The sequence below is a fragment of the Citrobacter sedlakii genome, assembly GCF_018128425.1.
GTDB classification, from domain to species: Bacteria; Pseudomonadota; Gammaproteobacteria; order Enterobacterales; family Enterobacteriaceae; genus Citrobacter_A; species Citrobacter_A sedlakii.
Genome location: NZ_CP071070.1, coordinates 4516077 through 4537007 on the forward strand (window position 1 = coordinate 4516077; position 20931 = coordinate 4537007).

Sequence of the window (20931 nt, forward strand, 5' to 3'; positions counted from 1 at the left end):
CCATCCGGCATCCAGGCTTACATTTACAGCAGGTCGAAACGGTCGAGATTCATCACTTTCACCCATGCCGCGACAAAGTCCTTCACGAACTTCTCGCGAGCGTCGTTGCAGGCATACACTTCAGCCAGCGCACGCAGCACGGAGTTAGAACCAAACACCAGGTCAGCGCGGGTTGCGGTGTACTTCACTTCGCCGCTCAGACGATCGCGCCCTTCAAACAGTTCGCCAGACTCATCGGTCGCTTTCCATTCGTAGCGCATATCCAGCAGATTCACGAAGAAATCGTTGCTGAGTACGCCGACACGGTCAGTGAAGACGCCGTTCTGGCTGCCGTCGAAGTTTGTGCCGAGCACGCGCATCCCGCCGACCAGGGCCGTCATCTCCGGCGCGGTCAGGGTCAGCTGTTGTGCTTTATCAATCAACAGTGACTCGGTAGTGGAGACATCCAGACGCGCACGGTAGTTACGGAAACCGTCAGCAATCGGCTCAAGCAGTTCAAAGGTCTCGATATCCGTCTGATCCTGACGGGCATCCACCCGGCCTGGCGTAAACGGTACGCCAATGCTCACGCCAGCATCACTCGCCGCCTTCTCAATGCCCACCACCCCGGCCAGCACGATGATATCGGCCAGAGAGGCTTTACCCGTCGACTTTTGAATCTCTTCCAGCACCGGCAATACGCGCGCCGCCGTGGCGTTAACATCCCAGTCGCGCTGCGGCGCTAAAGCCAGACGCGCACCGTTGGCGCCGCCGCGTTTGTCACCGCCGCGGAAGGTGGACGCCGACGCCCAGGCAACAGAAACCAGTTCGCTGACAGACAGCCCGGAAGATGCAATCGCCGCCTTCAGGTTAATGATGTCTTCTTCGGTTGGATGATAAACCGGCTGTGGCAGAGGATCCTGCCAGATCAGATCTTCTTTCGGTACTTCCGGACCGATATAGCGCGCTTTCGGCCCCATATCCCTGTGCGTTAATTTGAACCACGCGCGGGCGAAGGCTTCGTTAAAGGCCTGCGGATCGTTGAGGAAGCGACGGGAAATCTTTTCGAATTCCGGATCAAAACGCAGCGTCAGATCGGTCACCAGCATCGTCGGCTTACGTTTCTTCGACGGATCAAACGGATCCGGAATGATTTCCGGAGCATCCACCGCTTCAAACTGGATCGCCCCTGCCGGGCTGCGCGTTTGCACCCACTCGTATTTAAACAGGTTCTCGAAGAAGTAATTGCTCCACTGGGTTGGGGTTTGCGTCCACACAACTTCCAGACCGGAGGTAATCGCATCCGCGCCTGAACCGCTGCCAAAAGAGCTTGCCCAGCCTAAGCCCTGGGCTTCAATCGGCGCCGCTTCCGGATCCGGCCCAACGTGAGAGGCAGCTGCCGCGCCGTGGGTTTTCCCAAGCGTATGTCCGCCGCCGATCAGCGCGACGGTTTCTTCGTCATTCATCCCCATGTTGCCAAAGGTGGCGCGAATAGCCGCCGCCGCAGACAATGGTTCACCGCTGTGATCCGGACCTTCCGGGTTCACGTAGATCAGCCCCATCTCAGTAGCGCCCAGCGGCGCTTTCGCCAGCGCTTCCGGGTGGCGGTGAGTCAACCAGGCTTTCTCATCGCCCCAGTTCACATCGAGATCCGGTTCCCAGACGTCTTCACGTCCTGCGCCGAAGCCAAAGGTGCGGAAGCCCGAGTTTTCCAGCGCCACGTTGCCCGCCAGAATAAACAGATCCGCCCAGGAAATTTTTTGCCCGTATTTTTGTTTGATTGGCCACAGCAGACGACGTGCTTTGTCGAGGCTGACGTTGTCAGGCCAGGAGTTCAGCGGGGCGAAGCGCTGTTGGCCGCGACCTGCGCCGCCTCGTCCGTCAATCGAACGGTAAGTGCCCGCGCCATGCCAGGCCATACGAATAAACAGACCGGCATAGCTGCCCCAGTCGGCAGGCCACCACGGTTGCGATTCGGTCAGCAACGCTTTGAGATCGCCTTTAAGGGCGGAGTAATCTAATTTGCTGAATTCTTTGCGGTAGTCAAAGTCCTCACCCAGCGGGTTGGAACGATTTGAATGTTGATTCAGAAGGTCCACGCGAAGTTGGTTAGGCCACCAGTCGCGGCTGGTGGTTCCTGCGCCAGCGCTCTGGTCGTGACCGCCCTTATGGAACGGGCATTTTCCGGTGGATAAGGTGTTATGGGTATCGTCAGACGTGCTCATATCTCAGCTCCCTTTTCAATGTTACCGTTACGATATACACCACAGGAGCTTAGATATAGTCGATATAATCCACAGATTCGATAGTCGATACCTTTTATATTTTACGTTAACAAGATGTGGATCAAAACGAGGCGTAAAAAAGCCCTCCAGGGAGGGCCGGGGTATTTACAGGGCAGGTCTGACGCCCAGTGTGTGGCAGATTGCGTAACTCATCTCCGCGCGGTTAAGTGTATAGAAATGAAAATCTTTTACCCCTTCACGGCTGAGAATCTTAACCATATCCATAGCAATATTGGCGCCGACCAGCTTCCGTGTTTCCGCATCGTCATCAAGACCGTTAAACATTTGTGACATCCATGCCGGAATACGCACATTGGTCATATCCGCGAACTTCTTCGCCTGTTTAAAGTTAGAGACCGGCAGGATGCCAGGGATAATTTCCACATCAATGTCTGCCGAAACGCAGCGATCGCGAAAACGCAGGTAGCTTTCGACGTCAAAGAAGAACTGGGTAATCGCGCGGTTGGCGCCAGCATCCACTTTACGCTTCAGGTTCAACAGATCTGCCTGAGCGCTTTTCGCTTCCGGATGCACTTCCGGATAGGCCGCCACGGAGATATCAAAATCCGCCACTTCTTTCAGCAGGCTGACCAGGTCAGTTGCGTACATATCCGGCTTGCCGCTGCCCGGAGGCAGGTCGCCGCGCAGGGCAACGATATGGCGAATGCCGTTATTCCAGTAGTCACGGGCGATGGTACGCAGTTCATCGCGGGTCGCGTCGATGCAGGTCAGATGCGGCGCGGCTTCCAGCCCGGTACGATCTTTAATGCCTTTAATGATGCTGTGCGTACGGTCGCGTTCACCGGAATTGGCTCCGTACGTTACCGACACAAACTTCGGCTTCAGGCTGCTCAGGCGATCGATAGAATTCCACAGGGTTTGCTCCATTTCACTGGTGCGCGGCGGGAAAAACTCGAACGAAACGTTAATCTGACCCTGGACTTCCGCCAGGCTCTGATTCAGGGCTTCCCGCTGGTTGGCGTGAAAAAAGCTCATACCTTACCTCATCAATCGCGTGTCATTATATGTTGTGTTGTGAACATCTATCCGTTTAGACGTCCAGATGTAAAAATGACGGAAAAGTGCGATGCCGTCAACCTAAAAATCAGCGTAAAAGGTGAGGAAAACTCAGGGAAGATGAAAATAATTCATGACGCCAGGGATACCCCGGTATCAGAACCGGACTGACGCTAGCCACTGCCACCGCGCAACGTCCTCTGGCAGCGTCGCCAGGCCAGCCTGAAGCGTCAGTTCACCGTTGCATAGCGGGCGGAAAACTACGCCCCGGCGCTGAATAGCGGCGAACGACGCGGGAAGTAAGCTCAGACCATCGCCGTGGGCGATGCGGGCGAGCAGCACATCGTGCTCCAGCGGTTCTTCTATACAGGCGGGGAAATAGCCAGCGCGATGAAAAATTTTCCGCGTGTAGTCAAAGAACGCCGGATTGCGCTCACGCTTAAACCAGAATAACGGTCGGTGATTCAGCCCCTTCAGGGAAAGTGAGGCGGTTTCCGCTTCCGGCCAGCTGGCGGGCAGTGCGGCTATCAGCGGCTCCTGCCAGTCTACTGGCGTAACAGCGAGCCCGGCGGTCTCCAGCGGTAGCGCCACCAGCGCGGCATCCAGCTTGCCCCGACGCACCAGGCGCGCAAGTTCTGGCGATCCGTGGCGTACGATATGCAGTCGCTGCACGCGCGTGCGCAACTGCGTTTCCAGCGGTGCAAACACGCCTTGTTCGAATGCGGTGCTTAATCCCAGTCGTAGCGCGCGATCACCGCGTTGTGCGACCCGTTGCAGCATCGCGTAGGTTTTTTCCTGCATCTCCAGCAGAGGACCGACGATTTCAAGCACCCGCCGCCCTTCTTCTGTCAACGTTAACCCTTTGGTATGACGAACAAAAAGCGTTACCCCCAGCCGTTCTTCAAGCTGGCGAATATGGCGACTCAGTGGGGGCTGCGACATAAACAATCGCTGCGCCGCACGGCTCATGTTGTTCTCTTCTGCTACCACGGCAAAGTAGCGCAGCAGACGGATATCCAGAGCATGTATCAGCGGTGGTGTCATACCAAAAAGGTATCACGAAAACAGTATTATCGATATTTTTTCGGACAGCCTATCCTCACGCCACATACTGTGCACCAGGAGAAAAAGACCATGTATTCCGAGCGTTTTATAAAGGGCCGGCAGATGCTGCAACAGGTAGACGGTAAAGGCGGCGATGCGGTTATCGACAGTTTGCGGGATATCGCGCCGGACTTCGCCCGCTATCTGATTGAATTTCCGTTTGGCGATATTTATTCCCGCTCAGAGCTGGATTTACGCAGTCGGGAAATCGCCACGGTCGCGGCATTAACCGCCATGGGCAACGCCGCGCCGCAGCTAAAAGTGCATATCGAAGCCGCCTTACATGTCGGACTCACGCAGGCGGAAATCATTGAAGTCATGATGCAGATGGCGGTCTACGCCGGATTTCCGGCTGCGCTAAACGGGCTGTTCGCCGCAAAAGAAGTTTTTGCCCGACAATAAAATAGCGTCGACCACAGGAAAATTACATAAATCGCCAGCCGGTATCGCGCCCGATGACAACGCTGATGCAGCCGGATAAGGCGAAACCGCCCTCCGGCCTGCAACACAGGTTATAACAGTTGCGCCAGGCGGTTGATGTCCGACTGAATCGCCCCGGCGGTCACGTCGCGTCCCGCGCCCGGCCCGCGGATCACCAGCGGGTTGTCGCGATACCAGCGGCTTTCGATGGCAAACACGTTATCACACGGCAGCAGCGCCGCCAGCGGATGCTCCGGGCGCACGGCTTCGACGCCAACGCGCGCTTTACCGTTAGCGTCAAAACGCGCCACGTAGCGCAGCACCAGCCCCATCTCGCGGGCGGCCTCCAGACGCTGAACCATCTGCTCGTTCAGCTCATCGCCGTTTTCAAAGAAATGGTCGATGGAGCCCTCTTCGCAATGCGCGGGTACCAACGACTCGACGCGCACCTGATCCGGCTCGATATCGTAACCTGCTTCACGTGCCAGAATCACCAGCTTACGCATCACGTCTTTACCGGACAGATCCACACGCGGGTCCGGCTCGGTCAGCCCCTGCTGCCAGGCCTGATCCACCAGTTCGGTGAACGGCACGGTGCCGTCAAACTGCAGGAACAGCCACGAGAGCGTACCGGAGAAGATCCCACTGATCGACAAAATGGTATCGCCACTGTCGATGAGATCGCGCACGGTATGGTTGATCGGCAATCCGGCCCCCACGGTGGCGTTATACAGCCAGTGGCGACCCGTTTTATCAAACGCGTCGTGAATTTGCCGGTACTTGTCACTGTTGCTCGCCCCGGCCAGTTTATTGGCGCTGATAACGTGAAAACCGTGGCTGGCAAAGTCGAGATATTGATCCGCCAGTTGCTCGCTCGCCGTCACGTCCAGCACCACCAGATCATCGTACGGGTGCGCGCGCATCCATAAAAACAGCGACTCTTCATCCTGTTCAACGGCTTCGTCGCCAAAGAACGCCAGCGCACGGCTGGCATCCAGTCCTTCGTAGTTCAGCAGGCTGCGGCGACTGTCCACCACGCCCGCCAGCACAAATTCAAACCCGGTACGCGCCGACAACGTGCTCTGCTCGCGGGCAAACAGTTCCAGCCAACGGGAGCCAATATTGCCCTTACCAAACAGCACCAGACCGATACGCTTTTCGGCGCGGAAAAGAGACTGATGTAAGCCCTGAATCAGGCTTTCGGTTGGGCCTGTACGTAACACCGCGACCAGGCTGATGCCCTCTTCCGATTGCCAGGTGAACTCGACCGGCTGACCTTTTAGTTGCTGCCAAAAACGGTGGCAGTGCAGCGGGTTGCGGGTGACCCCCGCGCCGACCATTGCCACCAGCGCAAGCCCCTGCCGCAGGCGCAGTTCTCCCGGTAAGCCCGCCTCGTCAAGGATCCTCAGCGCGCTGTCGGCGACTTCAGAGGTGTAACAGAACTGAAGCAGTTGACGATCGTGATGGACGCCCACCGCCAGCGGACGCACCTGCGCGCGTTTCAGGATCTGGTCGATATCCTTATACGCCAGCTTAAAGTCCTGGCTCGCGGGCACCTGAAACTCAATCAGGCACACATCATCATGACTGGTAACGATACGCGCGCCTGTCCCGGAGGCCAGCACACGTTCAATGCGCGTGGACCCCTGATCCGGCGTGTAGCTACAGCGTAATTGCAGATCGATATCGCTGCCGGAAACGGGCTGCAGCGTGCGCGCATGCAGCACCGGCGCGGCCAGACGCGCCAGCTCGCTGGCTTCATCCAGACGCAACAGGGGCAGCAGGCAGGCATCTTTCACCTTGCGCGGATCGGCGCTGTAAACCCCGGCGACGTCGCTCCAGATGGTGACCCGGGAAACGCCCGCCAGCGCGCCTATCTGCGTCGCCGAGTAGTCAGAACCGTTGCGCCCCAGCAGTACCGTTTCACCCGCATTGCTGCGGCTGATAAAACCCGTGACCACCAGACGTTTGCCCGGATGCTGCACCAGCAACTGTTGCAACAACGGATAAGATAAACCTTCGTCGACCTGCGGCTGCGCGGCGCGCTCGGCGCGGAGAAATTCGCGCGCATCCAGCCAGGCGGATTCCATTCCCTGCTGATTGAGCACCGCGGACATCAGCCGCGCGGACCAGACTTCGCCGTGGCCGACCACTTCCGCGTAGACCGCATCGGTGACGCCGCTGTCCAGCAGCGCCGCCAGACGTTCCAGGTCGCTGATGAACAGACTGATCAAACTGTCCGCCACATCGGCAGGCAGCAGACCGCTGATCAGATCGCACTGATAGCGACGAAGGGTTTGTTGCACCTGATGCGCAGAGAGGCGATCGGTCTGACTGAGTTTCAGCCAGCTAATCAACTGGTTGGTGGTGCTGCCTGCGGCGGAAACCACCATCATATCGTCAGGCTGTGAGTATTCCGCCATAATGCCCGCCACGCGCAGATAACACTTCACGTCAGCCAGACTACTGCCACCAAATTTATGCAGTTGGCGACCCTTCGCCCCTGCCTGCGCAATCACACTCATGTTTACCCCTTGTTTGCAGCCCGGAAGCCATTTTCCAGGTCGGCAATTAAATCTTCGCCATCTTCAATACCGGTGGAGATACGCAGCAGCGTCTCGGAGATCCCGGCGGCAGCGCGCGCCTCGGGCGCCATGCCTGCATGGGTCATCGTCGCGGCGTGAGAGATCAAACTTTCCACTCCCCCTAAGGATTCCGCCAGCGTAAACAACGACAGCCCGCCGAGGAAACGACGCAGCGTCTGCTCATCGCCATCCAGTTCAAAACTCAACATCGCGCCAAAGCCTTTTTGCTGGCGCGCGGCAATTTCATGGCCCTGATTTTCCGGCAGTGATGGATGATACAGTTTTTTCACCAGCGGCTGGGTTTGCAGATAAGCGACAATCGCCTGCGCGTTACGCTGCGCCACTTCCATGCGCGGCGACAGCGTGCGCAGCCCGCGCAGCAGCAAATAGCTGTCAAAGGCGCTACCGGTGACGCCGATATTATTCGCCCACCATGCCAGTTCAGTAACGGTATCTGGATCTTTCGCAATCACCACGCCCGCCACCACGTCAGAGTGACCATTCAGATATTTCGTGCATGAATGCAACACCAGATCGGCGCCCAATGCCAGCGGATTTTGCAACGCCGGGCTTAAAAACGTGTTATCGACGACGCTCACCGCCCCGGCGTCCCGCGCCAACTGGCAGATCTTCGCAATATCCACCACGCGTAACAGCGGATTGCTCGGACTTTCTACCAGTACCAGCTTCGGTTTTTCCGCCAGCGCGGCCCGTAGCGCTTGCTCGTTGCCCTGGTCGACAAACAGGACGCGATAGCACCCCCGCTTCGCCAGACTGTCAAACAGGCGATAGCTGCCGCCATAGCAGTCGTGCGGCGCCACCAGCAGGTCGCCAGGCTTCAGGAATACCGTCGTGACCAGATGGATCGCCGACATGCCGGTATTGGTCAACACCGCGCCCGCACCGCCTTCCAGTTCCGCCAGCGCACGCTGAACCACATCGCGCGTCGGGTTGCCGCGGCGAGAATAGTCATGAGCGCGAGGTTCATTAAAACCGGTGAAATTGTAGGTGCTGGAAAGATGAATCGGCGGGACGACACAACCGTACTGTTCGTCGTCATTTAACCCGCTACGCACTGCGATAGTGGCCTGTTTACGCGTCATGTTAGGGTGTTCCTGAGCTGAGTCGGTGAAAAGTCAGGCTTCAGAGTAAACATTGTGACAATAGACGTCAATACATCTGGACATCTAAACTTCTTTGCGTATAGATTGAGCAAACTGCAAATAGCCGTTAAAATTATATGCATTAGCGCACAACTACAGGCGCTTTACCCGTGTCATGGGATCGCCTGTACGGTAAACTATGCGGAATTCCGGCTGATAGCCACACCGCGTGTGGTCTGGCCCCATATTAATGACAAAGAGGATTAAGGTATCTCATGGCTGAATGGAGCGGCGAATATATCAGCCCATACGCTGAGCACGGTAAGAAGAGTGAACAAGTTAAGAAAATTACGGTTTCCATTCCTCTGAAGGTGTTAAAAATCCTCACCGATGAACGTACGCGTCGTCAGGTGAACAACCTGCGTCACGCCACCAACAGCGAGCTGCTGTGCGAAGCGTTTTTGCACGCCTTTACCGGACAACCTCTTCCGAACGATGAAGATTTGCGAAAAGAGCGCAGCGACGAGATCCCGGAAGCGGCAAAAGAAATCATGCGTGAACTGGGTATCGATCCGGAGACGTGGGAATACTGATTTACAGAGACAAAAAAAGCGCCTTTCGGCGCTTTTTTCTTTGACAGCAGAATCTTATTTGCTGCCCGGGATGCTGAAACGCTTGTTGAAGCGGTCAACACGGCCACCGGTTGCAACGTCACGCTGTTTGCCCGTGTAGAACGGGTGGCATTTACCGCACACGTCCAGGTTCAGATCGTGACCAACGGTAGAGCGGATTTTCATGACGTTACCGCAAGAACAGGTAGCAGTAATTTCTTCGTATTTCGGGTGAATATCTTTTTTCATGGGGAAACCTCAGTTTAAGGCCGCGTCGCTCTTCCAGCCCTAACGCCAGACACCACGCGATGTTAATTATTTCCCGTCGCCTTCCACTCTACACCAGCAGCGCGAAATTCTCGGGTAATGGTCAATTTTTGACGCGATCAATTTGCATCAAAGGCGGCGAATCATACAGAAATTAGCCAGCTCATGCAAACTGATTCACTTGTCCACCGCAACTAATGTGTATACTAACCCGCCAGATTTCAAGTCAGGATGATGTCATGCCCGTTGCGCACGTTGCCTTACCCGTTCCGCTTCCCCGCACCTTTGACTACCTTCTGCCGGAAGGCATGGTCGTCAAAGCCGGGTGTCGCGTGCGCGTTCCGTTTGGCAAGCAGCAGGAGCGTGTCGGGATCGTCGTGTCGGTCAGCGACAAGAGCGAACTGCCGCTGAATGAGCTCAAAGCGGTGGTTGAGGTGCTGGACGGCGAACCGGTTTTCTCGCCGTCCGTCTGGCGGCTGCTAATGTGGGCGGCGGATTACTATCATCATCCTATCGGCGATGTGCTGTTTCATGCCCTACCCATTCTGCTGCGCCAGGGGAAACCGGCAACCAATGCGCCAATGTGGTACTGGTTCGCCACCGAAGACGGTCAGGCGGTCGACCTCAACAGCTTAAAGCGTTCACCCAAACAGCAACAAGCGCTGGCGGCGCTGCGGCAGGGTAAAATCTGGCGCGACCAGGTGGCGGACCTCGAATTTAACGACACCGCGCTACAGGCGCTACGTAAAAAAGGTCTGTGCGAACTGGCAAGCGAAACACCGGGCTTTAGCGACTGGCGCGCCGGTTACGCGGTTTGCGGCGATCGTTTGCGTCTGAACACAGAACAGGCCACCGCCGTAGGCGCAATTCATAGCGCCTCAGACAGTTTCTCCGCCTGGCTGCTGGCAGGCGTCACCGGCTCCGGTAAAACAGAAGTCTACCTGAGCGTGCTGGAAAACGTCCTCGCCCAGGGAAAGCAGGCGCTGGTGATGGTGCCGGAAATTGGCCTGACGCCGCAGACCATCGCCCGCTTTCGCGAACGCTTCAACGCGCCGGTGGAAGTGCTGCATTCCGGTCTTAACGACAGTGAACGCCTTTCCGCCTGGCTGAAAGCGAAAAACGGCGAGGCGGCGATTGTAATCGGTACGCGCTCTTCTTTATTTACGCCGTTCAAAAACCTGGGCGTCATCGTGATTGATGAGGAACACGACAGTTCCTATAAACAGCAAGAAGGCTGGCGCTATCATGCGCGCGATCTGGCCGTCTATCGCGCCCATAGCGAACACATTCCGATTATCCTCGGTTCCGCTACGCCCGCGCTGGAAACGCTGTGTAACGTTCGGCAGAAAAAATACCGTCTGCTGCGTCTGACGCGGCGTGCGGGAAATGCCCGTCCCGCCACGCAGCATGTGCTGGATTTAAAGGGCCAGCAGATACAGGCCGGGTTAGCGCCAGCGCTGATCGCCCGGATGCGCCAGCATTTGCAGGCAGACAACCAGGTGATCCTGTTCCTCAATCGTCGGGGTTTCGCACCCGCGCTGCTATGTCATGACTGCGGCTGGATTGCCGAATGCCCGCGCTGCGATCACTACTACACCCTCCATCAGGCCCAGCATCACCTGCGCTGCCATCACTGCGACAGCCAGCGCCCTGTGCCGCGCCAGTGCCCAACCTGCGGCTCTACACACATGGTGCCGGTCGGTTTAGGCACCGAGCAGCTTGAACAGGCGCTGGCGCCCTTCTTCCCCGGGGTGCCGATTTCCCGTATCGACCGCGACACAACCAGTCGCAAAGGCGCGCTGGAGCAGCATCTGGCGGAAGTGCATCGCGGCGGCGCGCGGATCCTGATTGGTACGCAAATGCTGGCAAAAGGCCATCACTTCCCGGACGTCACGCTGGTCGCCTTGCTCGACGTAGACGGCGCGCTGTTTTCCGCAGACTTCCGATCCGCTGAACGGTTTGCCCAACTGTATACCCAGGTGTCCGGACGCGCAGGGCGCGCAGGCAAACAGGGTGAAGTGGTGTTGCAAACCCATCATCCGGAACATCCGCTGCTCCAGACGCTGCTGCATAAGGGCTATGACGCGTTTGCCGAGCAAGCGTTGGCGGAACGTCAGGCGATGCAATTGCCGCCGTGGACCAGCCACGTCATCGTGCGGGCGGAAGACCATAACAACCAGGTGGCCCCGCTGTTTTTACAGCAGTTGCGCAATCTGATTCAGGCCAGCCCCCTGGCAGACGAGAAACTGTGGGTGCTAGGCCCGGTTCCTGCGCTGGCGCCAAAGCGCGGCGGACGCTATCGCTGGCAGATTTTATTGCAGCATCCTTCACGGGTTCGCCTGCAGCATATTGTCAGCGGCACCCTTGCGCTCATCAACACGCTGCCGGACGCGCGCAAGGTGAAATGGGTGCTGGATGTCGATCCGATCGAGGGATAACGCCTTCACGATGCGAGGCGGATCGTAAAATTCAACACCCATCACACTTTTTATGAAAATTCTGTAACCGTTTCCATTCGCTATCTGATAAAAATGTTTTCGATGTGATTTCAACAGGGATAGTGCTGCGCCGGATTACCCTGGCGAGGAGAAAGAGTGAAACCGAAGAAGCAGGTTGTTGCCGCTACAATGAAAGATGTTGCCGAGAAGGCGAAAGTCTCAACGGCAACCGTGTCCCGCGCGCTGATGAACCCGGAAAAAGTCTCCCAGTCCACCCGAAACCGGGTCGAACAGGCCGCAATGGAAGTGGGCTATTTACCGCAGGCGGCGGGACGCAACGTTAAACGAAATGAATCACGGACGATCCTGGTGATTGTGCCGGATATTTGCGATCCCTTCTTTAGCGAGATCATCCGGGGCATTGAGATCACCGCCGCAAGTCATGGCTATCTGGTGCTCATTGGCGACTGCGCGCATCAGAACCAGCAGGAAAAAACGTTCGTTAACCTCATCATCACCAAGCAAATCGACGGGATGCTGCTGCTCGGTTCGCGCCTGCCGTTTGACGCCAGTATTGAAGAACAGCGCAATCTGCCGCCGATGGTGATGGCAAACGAATTTGCCCCAGAGCTGGAGCTTCCTACGGTACATATCGATAACCTGACCGCCGCCTTTGATGCCGTGAATTATTTACATGAGCTGGGGCATCAGCGCATCGGGTGTATTGCCGGGCCGGAAGAGATGCCGCTGTGCCATTATCGCCTGCAGGGTTATGTGCAGGCGTTGCGCCGCTGCGGCATTACCGTCGACCCGCACTATATCGCCCGTGGCGACTTCACTTACGAAGCGGGGGGCAATGCGTTAAAACAGCTGATGGCGCTGCCGCAGCCGCCGACGGCGGTATTCTGCCATAGCGATGTGATGGCGTTAGGCGCGCTCTCCTGGGCCAAACGCCAGGGAATGAAAGTGCCAAACGATCTGTCGATCATTGGCTTCGACAATATCGCCCTGTCAGAATTTTGCGATCCGCCGCTGACGACGGTCGCACAGCCGCGTTTCCAAATCGGCTGCGAAGCAATGCTGCTGTTGCTCGATCAGATGCAGGGGCAAAATGTGAGCAGCGGCTCGCGTTTAATGGACTGCGAACTGATCCTCAGGGGCTCCACTCGCGCCTTAACGTAAACCTTTCAGACACCCGCGTCTGGTCAAAGGCCCGCCGCTTAAGTAACATGGCGGGCTGACGAACGAATAAATACAGCGAAACGATAGTGGCACAACGAGATTATGTACGTCGCGGCCAACCGGCACCTTCGCGGCGCAAAAAGAGCACCTCACGGAAAAAGCAACGCAACACGTCTGCGGTATCGCCCGCAATGGTCGCCATTGCCGCCGCCGTCCTTGTGGCCTTTATCGGTGGTCTGTACTTCATCACGCATCACAAAAAAGAAGAATCAGAAACGTTGCAGAGCCAGAAAGTGACGGGCAACGGGCTGCCGCCGAAGCCGGAAGAGCGCTGGCGCTACATCAAGGAGCTGGAAAGCCGCCAGCCTGGCGTACGTGCGCCAACGGAACCGTCCGCAGGCGGTGAAGTGATGAAACCGGATCAACTGACCAACGAACAGCGACAGTTACTGGCGCAGATGCAGGCAGATATGCGCCAGCAGCCTACGCAGCTCAACGAAGTACCGTGGAACGAGCAGACGCCGGAACAGCGTCAGCAAACGCTGCAACGTCAGGTTGAGCAGCAGTACACGCAGCCGGTACAGCAGCCGCGAACCCAGACACAGCCGCAAACGCGTATGGCTCAGTCAGCGCCGGTACAACAGCCGCCGAAGCAAACCTCGCAGCCGAAGCAAACGGCGTCCCAGCAGCCGTATCAGGATCTGTTGCAGACACCGGCGCATACCACCGCTTCGCAGCCTAAAACGCAGCAGGCCGCGCCGATTTCCCGTGCGCCAGATGCGCCTAAGCCTGCCGCTGAGAAAAAAGACGAGCGTCGCTGGATGGTGCAATGCGGTTCCTTTAAAGGCGCTGAACAGGCGGAAACCGTGCGCGCCCAGTTGGCTTTCGAAGGCTTTGACTCCAAAATCACCACCAACAACGGCTGGAATCGCGTGGTTATCGGGCCGGTGAAAGGCAAAGAAAATGCCGACAGCACCCTGAGCCGTCTGAAGATGGCTGGCCACACAAACTGCATTCGACTCGCCGCCGGGGGTTGAAACCCCCAAAATCCCCCCCATCTATAGTTGCATTATGCCCCGTACACCGTGCGGGGCTTGTATTCTGCATTTGTAACCAAGGGGTCTGCTCGTGACAACAATAGTAAGCGTACGCCGTAACGGCCATGTGGTTATCGCCGGCGATGGCCAGGCCACGCTGGGTAATACCGTAATGAAAGGCAACGTGAAGAAAGTGCGCCGTCTGTACAATGACAAAGTCATTGCGGGCTTTGCGGGCGGCACCGCGGACGCATTCACGCTGTTCGAACTGTTTGAGCGCAAGCTGGAAATGCATCAGGGTCACCTGGTCAAAGCCGCCGTTGAGCTGGCAAAAGACTGGCGTACCGATCGCATGCTGCGCAAGCTCGAAGCGCTGCTGGCGGTTGCCGATGAAACCGCGTCGCTCATCATCACCGGTAATGGCGACGTCGTGCAGCCTGAAAACGATCTGATTGCCATCGGCTCCGGCGGTCCCTACGCCCAGGCCGCGGCGCGCGCTCTGCTGGAAAACACCGAGCTCGGCGCTCGCGACATTGCTGAAAAAGCGTTGGATATTGCAGGCGATATCTGCATTTATACCAACCACTTCCACACCATCGAAGAATTGACCTCTAAAGCGTAAGGATCTCCCATGTCTGAAATGACCCCACGCGAAATCGTCAGCGAACTGAACAAGCACATCATCGGTCAGGATAACGCCAAGCGCTCCGTGGCGATTGCGCTGCGTAACCGCTGGCGCCGTATGCAGCTCGACGAAGAGCTGCGCCATGAAGTGACGCCTAAAAATATCCTGATGATTGGCCCGACCGGCGTCGGTAAAACCGAGATCGCCCGTCGTCTGGCGAAACTGGCCAACGCGCCGTTCATCAAAGTTGAAGCGACCAAATTCACCGAAGTCGGCTACGTTGGTAAAGAAGTCGACTCCATTATTCGCGATCTCACCGACGCCGCCGTCAAAATGGTGCGCGTACAGGCGATCGAAAAAAACCGCTACCGCGCGGAAGAGATGGCGGAAGAGCGCATTCTCGACGTGCTGATACCGCCGGCAAAAAATAACTGGGGCCAGGCGGAACAGCAGGCCGAGCCGTCTGCGGCGCGCCAGGCATTCCGTAAAAAACTGCGTGAAGGCCAACTCGACGATAAAGAAATCGAGATCGACCTTGCCGCAGCGCCAATGGGCGTTGAAATCATGGCGCCGCCGGGAATGGAAGAGATGACCAGCCAGCTGCAGTCAATGTTCCAGAACCTCGGCGGACAGAAACAGAAACCGCGTAAGCTGAAAATCAAAGACGCGATGAAGCTGTTGATCGAAGAAGAAGCGGCCAAGCTGGTGAATCCGGAAGAGCTTAAGCAGGATGCCATCGACGCCGTGGAGCAGCACGGGATCGTGTTTATCGACGAGATCGACAAAATTTGTAAGCGCGGCGAATCGTCTGGTCCGGACGTCTCCCGTGAAGGCGTACAGCGTGACCTGCTGCCGCTGGTGGAAGGCTGCACCGTCTCCACCAAACACGGTATGGTCAAAACCGATCACATTCTGTTTATCGCGTCTGGCGCATTCCAGGTGGCGAAACCGTCTGACCTGATCCCGGAACTGCAGGGTCGTCTGCCGATTCGCGTTGAGCTTCAGGCGCTGACCACCAGCGACTTCGAACGCATTCTGACCGAACCGAACGCTTCCGTTACCGTTCAGTACAAAGCGCTGATGGCGACCGAAGGCGTGAACATTGAGTTTACCGATTCCGGTATCAAGCGCATTGCCGAAGCCGCATGGCAGGTGAACGAAACCACTGAGAACATCGGCGCCCGTCGTTTGCACACCGTTCTGGAGCGTCTGATGGAAGATATTTCCTACGATGCGAGCGATTTGAATGGCCAAAGCATAACAATTGATGCGGATTATGTGAGCAAACATCTGGATGCGCTGGTCGCAGATGAAGATCTGAGCCGTTTTATCTTATAATCGCGTTCAATGCATTTTCATCACTGTTGATGGGGCTGAAAGGCCCCATTTTTATTGGCGCTAACTATGACTGAACAACACATCAGCCGCACTCAGGCCTGGCTGGAAAGTTTACGACCCAAAACCCTGCCGCTGGCCTTCGCGGCCATTATCGTCGGCACCACGCTGGCGTGGTGGCAGGGATATTTCGATCCGCTGGTGGCCCTGCTGGCGTTAATTACCGCCGGGCTGCTGCAAATCCTGTCGAATCTTGCCAATGACTATGGCGACGCGGTAAAAGGCAGCGACAAGCCGGACCGCATCGGGCCGCTGCGCGGAATGCAAAAAGGGGTGATTACCCAGCAGGAGATGAAACGCGCGTTGATTATCACCGTGGCGCTCATTTGCCTGTCAGGGCTGGCGTTGGTGGCTGTGGCTTGTCATACCCTGACTGATTTTGTCGGTTTCCTCGTGCTCGGCGGGCTGTCGATTATCGCCGCCATCACTTACACCGTGGGTAATCGTCCGTATGGTTATATTGGTCTGGGTGATATTTCCGTGCTGGTTTTCTTCGGCTGGCTCAGCGTGATGGGAAGCTGGTACCTGCAGGCGCACACCTTGATCCCGGCGTTGATTTTGCCAGCGACCGCCTGCGGCCTGCTGGCAACGGCGGTATTGAACATCAATAACCTGCGTGATATCAACAGCGACCGCGAGAACGGCAAAAACACGCTGGTGGTCCGCTTAGGCGCGGTAAACGCCCGCCGTTATCACGCCTGTCTGTTGATGGGAACGCTGGTCTGCCTGGCGCTGTTCAATCTGCTTTCCCTGCAAAGTCCGTGGGGCTGGCTGTTCCTGCTGGCCGCGCCGCTGCTGGTAAAACAGTCGCGTTACGTCATGCGCCAGATGGACCCGGCGGCCATGCGTCCCATGCTGGAACGCACCGTAAAAGCGGCATTGCTGACTAACCTGCTGTTTATTGTAGGGATTATCTTAAGTCAGTGGGGCAGATAACTGACAAATATCAATTAACAATTGATGATTTTGCCAACAGTGCACTTAGCGCGATATACTAAAAATTCTCGCAGCAACTGAACGTTAAGCCTATGAAATACGATACTTCCGAGCTTTGTGACATCTATCAAGAAGATGTCAACGTCGTGGAACCGCTGTTCTCTAACTTTGGAGGACGGTCGTCGTTTGGCGGACAAATCGTCACGGTGAAATGTTTCGAGGACAACGGGTTGCTGTACGATCTGCTCGAACAAAATGGCCGTGGTCGCGTTCTGCTGGTCGACGGCGGCGGTTCTGTCCGTCGTGCGCTGGTCGACGCCGAACTGGCGCGCCTGGCGGCACAGAATGAATGGGAAGGTCTGGTGATCTACGGCGCGGTGCGTCAGGTAGACGACCTGGAAGAACTGGATATCGGTATCCAGGCGATTGCCGCGATTCCGGTCGGCGCGGCAGGAGAAGGGATTGGCGAAAGTGATGTCCGCGTCAACTTCGGCGGCGTGACGTTCTTCTCCGGTGACCACCTCTACGCCGACAATACCGGCATCATCCTTTCCGAAGACCCGCTCGATATTGAGTAATCAAAAAAGGCACCACAAGGTGCCTTTTTTATACGTGACGTAATCTGTAAGCCTGATAAGCGTAGCGCGCCATTGAGGTTATTGTGCCGGATGGCGGCGCGAGCGCCTTATCCGACCTACAAAATCTCCAAAATCACCACGATGATTACGCGAAAGATAAAGCGTAATTAGACTTCTTCCATACGGCCTAAAAGAGCCTGCAACCGATCCTGCCAGCCGCTCTGCTGCTCTTTCAGAGAATGGTTCTCGCGCTCCAGCTCTTCACGGCTGTGCTGTGCAGACTGCACTTCCTGCGCCAGCGAGTTATTCTTTTCTTTCAGCTCTTCGATTTCCATCTGCAGCAAAGTGATGGTATCAATCGCCTGCTGTACTTTTGCTTCCAGTTTCTCAAACACTTCTAAAGACATGGTCATACTCTCCTGAATTGCAAGGCGACGCTTCACGCATACGCGCACAATATCGCATAATCTATAGTGCCCGATTGTATGAAGCCCCGCCGCCCCTGTCCAGCAGCATCCCGCGCAGATTGCGGTTAGCCACACTTTTCATCCTTCTCCTGGTGACATTCGCCCTATAACTCCAAAGTGTTAACACATTGGTTAAAGAAATGATTCAGCTCACAGTTCTTATGTATTGCAAAACGCGCTTTATGGCGCGATAACGCTCATTTTATTGACGGAGCACACACATTTTAATTTCGATATTTCTCGTTTTTGCTCGTTAACGATAAATTAACAGTATGCCTACAGGGCATCGCGGACGTCAGTGACCTCCTCGCTTACAATAAACACTAATCTCTTCAGGATCCGATTATGAGTCAAACATCAACCTTAAAAGGCCAGTGCATTGCTGAATTCCTCGGTACCGGGTTGTTGATTTTCTTCGGTGTGGGGTGTGTCGCTGCGCTAAAAGTCGCCGGAGCGTCTTTTGGACAGTGGGAAATCAGCGTCATCTGGGGGCTGGGGGTAGCGATGGCTATCTACCTGACCGCAGGCGTGTCTGGCGCGCACCTGAATCCGGCAGTCACCATTGCGTTATGGCTGTTTGCTTGTTTCGACAAGCGTAAAGTTGTTCCTTTTATTATTTCTCAGTTTGCCGGCGCGTTTTGCGCAGCGGCGTTAGTTTACGGGCTTTATTACAATCTTTTCGCGGACTATGAGCTGACGCACCACATCGTACGCGGCAGCGTTGAAAGTGTTGATCTGGCTGGCACTTTCTCGACATATCCCAATCCACATATCAATTTTGTGCAGGCCTTCGCGGTTGAAATGGTGATTACCGCTATTCTGATGGGGCTTATCCTGGCGCTGACCGACGACGGTAACGGTGTTCCTCGCGGCCCGCTGGCGCCGCTGCTGATTGGCTTGCTGATTGCGGTTATCGGCGCATCAATGGGGCCACTGACCGGCTTTGCAATGAACCCGGCGCGTGATATCGGTCCGAAAGCGTTCGCCTGGCTGGCCGGTTGGGGTAACGTGGCCTTCACCGGCGGCAAAGATATTCCTTACTTCCTGGTGCCGCTGTTCGGCCCCATCGTTGGCGCTATTCTGGGCGCGTTTGCCTATCGCAAGCTGATTGGCCGCCATTTGCCGTGCGATACCTGTGTCGTGGAAGAGAAGGAAACCACGGCCGCTACACAACAAAAAGCTTCGCTGTAATGTGACTACGGGACAAAAATTATGACTGACAAAAAGTATATCGTTGCGCTCGACCAGGGCACCACCAGCTCCCGCGCCGTTGTGATGGATCACGATGCGAATATCGTGAGCGTTTCCCAACGCGAATTTGAGCAGATCTACCCGAAAGCAGGCTGGGTAGAGCACGACCCGATGGAAATCTGGGCGACGCAAAGCTCTACGCTGGTGGAAGTCCTGGCGAAAGCAGACATCAGTTCCGATCAAATTGCAGCGATCGGTATCACCAACCAGCGTGAGACCACCATTGTCTGGGAGCGTGAGACCGGCAAGCCGATCTATAACGCCATCGTCTGGCAGTGTCGTCGTACCGCCGACATTTGCGAGCACTTAAAACGCGACGGCATGGAAGAGTATGTCCGTAGCACCACCGGTCTGGTGATTGACCCTTACTTCTCCGGCACCAAAGTGAAGTGGATCCTCGACCACGTTGAAGGCTCACGCGAGCGCGCGCGTCGGGGCGAATTGTTGTTCGGTACAGTGGACACCTGGCTTATCTGGAAAATGACCCAGGGACGCGTACACGTGACGGATTACACCAACGCCTCGCGCACCATGCTGTTCAACATCCACACCCTGGACTGGGACGACAAGATGCTGGATGCGCTGGATATTCCGCGCGCGATGCTGCCGGAAGTGCGCCGTTCTTCTGAAGTGTACGGCCAGACCAATATCGGCGGTAAAGGCGGCACGCGCATTCCTATCGCCGGTATCGCCGGTGACCAGCAGGCGGCACTGTTCGGCCAACTGTGCGTTAAAGAAGGGATGGCGAAGAATACCTACGGCACCGGCTGCTTTATGCTGATGAACACCGGCGAGAAAGCAGTTAAGTCCGAAAACGGGCTTTTGACCACCATCGCCTGTGGCCCGACCGGCGAAGTGAACTACGCGCTGGAAGGTGCGGTGTTTATGGCCGGTGCGTCTATCCAGTGGCTGCGTGATGAAATGAAGTTGATCAGCGACGCCTTCGACTCTGAATATTTTGCCACCAAAGTGAAGGACACTAACGGCGTGTATGTGGTGCCGGCGTTTACTGGCCTCGGCGCACCCTACTGGGACCCGTATGCCCGTGGCGCGATCTTCGGCCTGACCCGTGGGGTGAATTCCAACCACATCATCCGCGCGACGCTGGAATCGATCGCTTATCAGACCCGTGATGTGCTGGAGGCAATGCAGGCAGACTCCGGTATTCGTCTACACGCTCTGCGTGTTGACGGCGGCGCGGTCGCTAATAACTTCCTGATGCAGTTCCAGTCGGACATTCTCGGTACACGCGTCGAGCGCCCGGAAGTGCGCGAAGTCACCGCGCTGGGGGCGGCGTACCTTGCGGGTCTGGCGGTTGGCTACTGGCAGAACCTCGATGAGCTACAGGAAAAAGCGGTCATTGAGCGTGAATTCCGCCCTGGCATTGAAACTACCGAGCGTAACTACCGTTACAGCGGCTGGAAAAAAGCGGTGAAACGCGCGCTGGCCTGGGAAGAACACGACGAGTGATTGTGGAATGCCGGATCGAGGCTTCGCCTTATCCGGCCTACCACGACAAGCAGGATCCCGGCTGGATGGGACACGTTAGCGTCGCCATCCGGAAAAATCTTTATGCGGGGGCAACCCCGCACACACATCAATAATCAGGCCCCTTCCCCTGTGCTACACTGCGCGCCATTCCTTTCTGCTA

General features: G+C 56.4%; 18 protein-coding genes. 11 read left to right on the forward strand and 7 right to left on the reverse strand.

Features of this window, described 5'->3' with window-relative positions:
- Nucleotides 1-23: 23 nt before the first annotated feature.
- The 3 genes from katG to JY391_RS21360 all read right to left on the reverse strand — a co-directional run bounded on the left by katG (nucleotide 24) and on the right by JY391_RS21360 (nucleotide 4325).
- Nucleotides 24-2204, reverse strand: a complete 2181-nt coding sequence (katG, locus tag JY391_RS21350; RefSeq protein ID WP_042292618.1) for a catalase/peroxidase HPI — start codon at nucleotides 2202-2204, stop codon at nucleotides 24-26.
- 165 nt (nucleotides 2205-2369) lie between these two features.
- Complete coding sequence (gene metF, locus JY391_RS21355) at nucleotides 2370-3260, reverse strand: methylenetetrahydrofolate reductase (RefSeq protein WP_211934991.1); 891 nt, start codon at nucleotides 3258-3260, stop codon at nucleotides 2370-2372.
- A 177-nt stretch (nucleotides 3261-3437) separates the two neighbouring features.
- Nucleotides 3438-4325: a LysR family transcriptional regulator gene (locus tag JY391_RS21360; RefSeq protein ID WP_042292614.1), complete on the reverse strand. Its 888-nt coding sequence runs from the start codon at nucleotides 4323-4325 to the stop codon at nucleotides 3438-3440.
- Nucleotides 4326-4415: 90 nt separating this feature from the next.
- Here JY391_RS21360 and JY391_RS21365 point away from each other — a divergent pair, with 90 nt between their 5' ends.
- Complete coding sequence (locus JY391_RS21365) at nucleotides 4416-4787, forward strand: carboxymuconolactone decarboxylase family protein (protein WP_042292612.1); 372 nt, start codon at nucleotides 4416-4418, stop codon at nucleotides 4785-4787.
- A 110-nt stretch (nucleotides 4788-4897) separates the two neighbouring features.
- Here JY391_RS21365 and metL read toward each other — a convergent pair whose 3' ends face one another.
- Together metL and metB are read right to left on the reverse strand one after the other, a co-directional pair.
- Complete coding sequence (gene metL, locus JY391_RS21370) at nucleotides 4898-7330, reverse strand: bifunctional aspartate kinase/homoserine dehydrogenase II (protein WP_042292609.1); 2433 nt, start codon at nucleotides 7328-7330, stop codon at nucleotides 4898-4900.
- A 2-nt stretch (nucleotides 7331-7332) separates the two neighbouring features.
- Nucleotides 7333-8493, reverse strand: a complete 1161-nt coding sequence (metB, locus tag JY391_RS21375) for a cystathionine gamma-synthase (RefSeq protein WP_211934992.1) — start codon at nucleotides 8491-8493, stop codon at nucleotides 7333-7335.
- A 275-nt stretch (nucleotides 8494-8768) separates the two neighbouring features.
- Here metB and metJ point away from each other — a divergent pair, with 275 nt between their 5' ends.
- Nucleotides 8769-9086 (forward strand): met regulon transcriptional regulator MetJ, encoded by a 318-nt coding sequence (gene metJ / locus JY391_RS21380; RefSeq protein WP_012907792.1) that lies wholly within the window; start codon nucleotides 8769-8771, stop codon nucleotides 9084-9086.
- A gap of 54 nt (nucleotides 9087-9140) precedes the next feature.
- On the opposite strand, the gene rpmE is transcribed toward metJ, so the two are convergent.
- Nucleotides 9141-9353: a 50S ribosomal protein L31 gene (gene rpmE / locus JY391_RS21385; RefSeq protein WP_012907796.1), complete on the reverse strand. Its 213-nt coding sequence runs from the start codon at nucleotides 9351-9353 to the stop codon at nucleotides 9141-9143.
- A gap of 257 nt (nucleotides 9354-9610) precedes the next feature.
- Between rpmE and priA the strand changes: the two genes are divergently transcribed.
- The 7 genes from priA to rraA all read left to right on the forward strand — a co-directional run bounded on the left by priA (nucleotide 9611) and on the right by rraA (nucleotide 17562).
- Nucleotides 9611-11809: a primosomal protein N' gene (gene priA, locus JY391_RS21390; protein ID WP_211934993.1), complete on the forward strand. Its 2199-nt coding sequence runs from the start codon at nucleotides 9611-9613 to the stop codon at nucleotides 11807-11809.
- A 156-nt stretch (nucleotides 11810-11965) separates the two neighbouring features.
- Nucleotides 11966-12991 carry a DNA-binding transcriptional regulator CytR gene (gene cytR / locus JY391_RS21395; protein ID WP_060571005.1) on the forward strand — a complete coding sequence of 342 codons (1026 nt, stop codon included), beginning with the start codon at nucleotides 11966-11968 and terminating at the stop codon, nucleotides 12989-12991.
- A gap of 86 nt (nucleotides 12992-13077) precedes the next feature.
- The gene (ftsN, locus tag JY391_RS21400) at nucleotides 13078-14028 is read left to right on the forward strand and encodes a cell division protein FtsN (RefSeq protein WP_211934994.1); all 951 of its coding nucleotides are present in this window, start codon (nucleotides 13078-13080) and stop codon (nucleotides 14026-14028) included.
- A gap of 91 nt (nucleotides 14029-14119) precedes the next feature.
- Entirely contained in the window at nucleotides 14120-14650 is a 531-nt protein-coding gene (hslV, locus tag JY391_RS21405) for an ATP-dependent protease subunit HslV (RefSeq protein ID WP_042292596.1), read from the forward strand.
- A gap of 9 nt (nucleotides 14651-14659) precedes the next feature.
- Entirely contained in the window at nucleotides 14660-15991 is a 1332-nt protein-coding gene (hslU, locus tag JY391_RS21410; protein ID WP_042292592.1) for an ATP-dependent protease ATPase subunit HslU, read from the forward strand.
- 66 nt (nucleotides 15992-16057) lie between these two features.
- The gene (gene menA, locus JY391_RS21415; RefSeq protein WP_042292589.1) at nucleotides 16058-16984 is read left to right on the forward strand and encodes a 1,4-dihydroxy-2-naphthoate polyprenyltransferase; all 927 of its coding nucleotides are present in this window, start codon (nucleotides 16058-16060) and stop codon (nucleotides 16982-16984) included.
- A 92-nt stretch (nucleotides 16985-17076) separates the two neighbouring features.
- Complete coding sequence (rraA, locus tag JY391_RS21420; protein WP_181822225.1) at nucleotides 17077-17562, forward strand: ribonuclease E activity regulator RraA; 486 nt, start codon at nucleotides 17077-17079, stop codon at nucleotides 17560-17562.
- A gap of 167 nt (nucleotides 17563-17729) precedes the next feature.
- Here rraA and zapB read toward each other — a convergent pair whose 3' ends face one another.
- On the reverse strand, nucleotides 17730-17975 hold the full coding sequence (gene zapB / locus JY391_RS21425; RefSeq protein WP_148365448.1) for a septal ring assembly protein ZapB: 246 nt from the start codon (nucleotides 17973-17975) through the stop codon (nucleotides 17730-17732).
- 399 nt (nucleotides 17976-18374) lie between these two features.
- Between zapB and glpF the strand changes: the two genes are divergently transcribed.
- A complete protein-coding gene (gene glpF, locus JY391_RS21430) occupies nucleotides 18375-19220 on the forward strand; it encodes a glycerol uptake facilitator protein GlpF (RefSeq protein ID WP_042292580.1) in 846 nt (281 codons plus the stop codon).
- A 21-nt stretch (nucleotides 19221-19241) separates the two neighbouring features.
- Entirely contained in the window at nucleotides 19242-20750 is a 1509-nt protein-coding gene (gene glpK, locus JY391_RS21435) for a glycerol kinase GlpK (protein ID WP_042292577.1), read from the forward strand.
- Nucleotides 20751-20931: the final 181 nt, after the last annotated feature.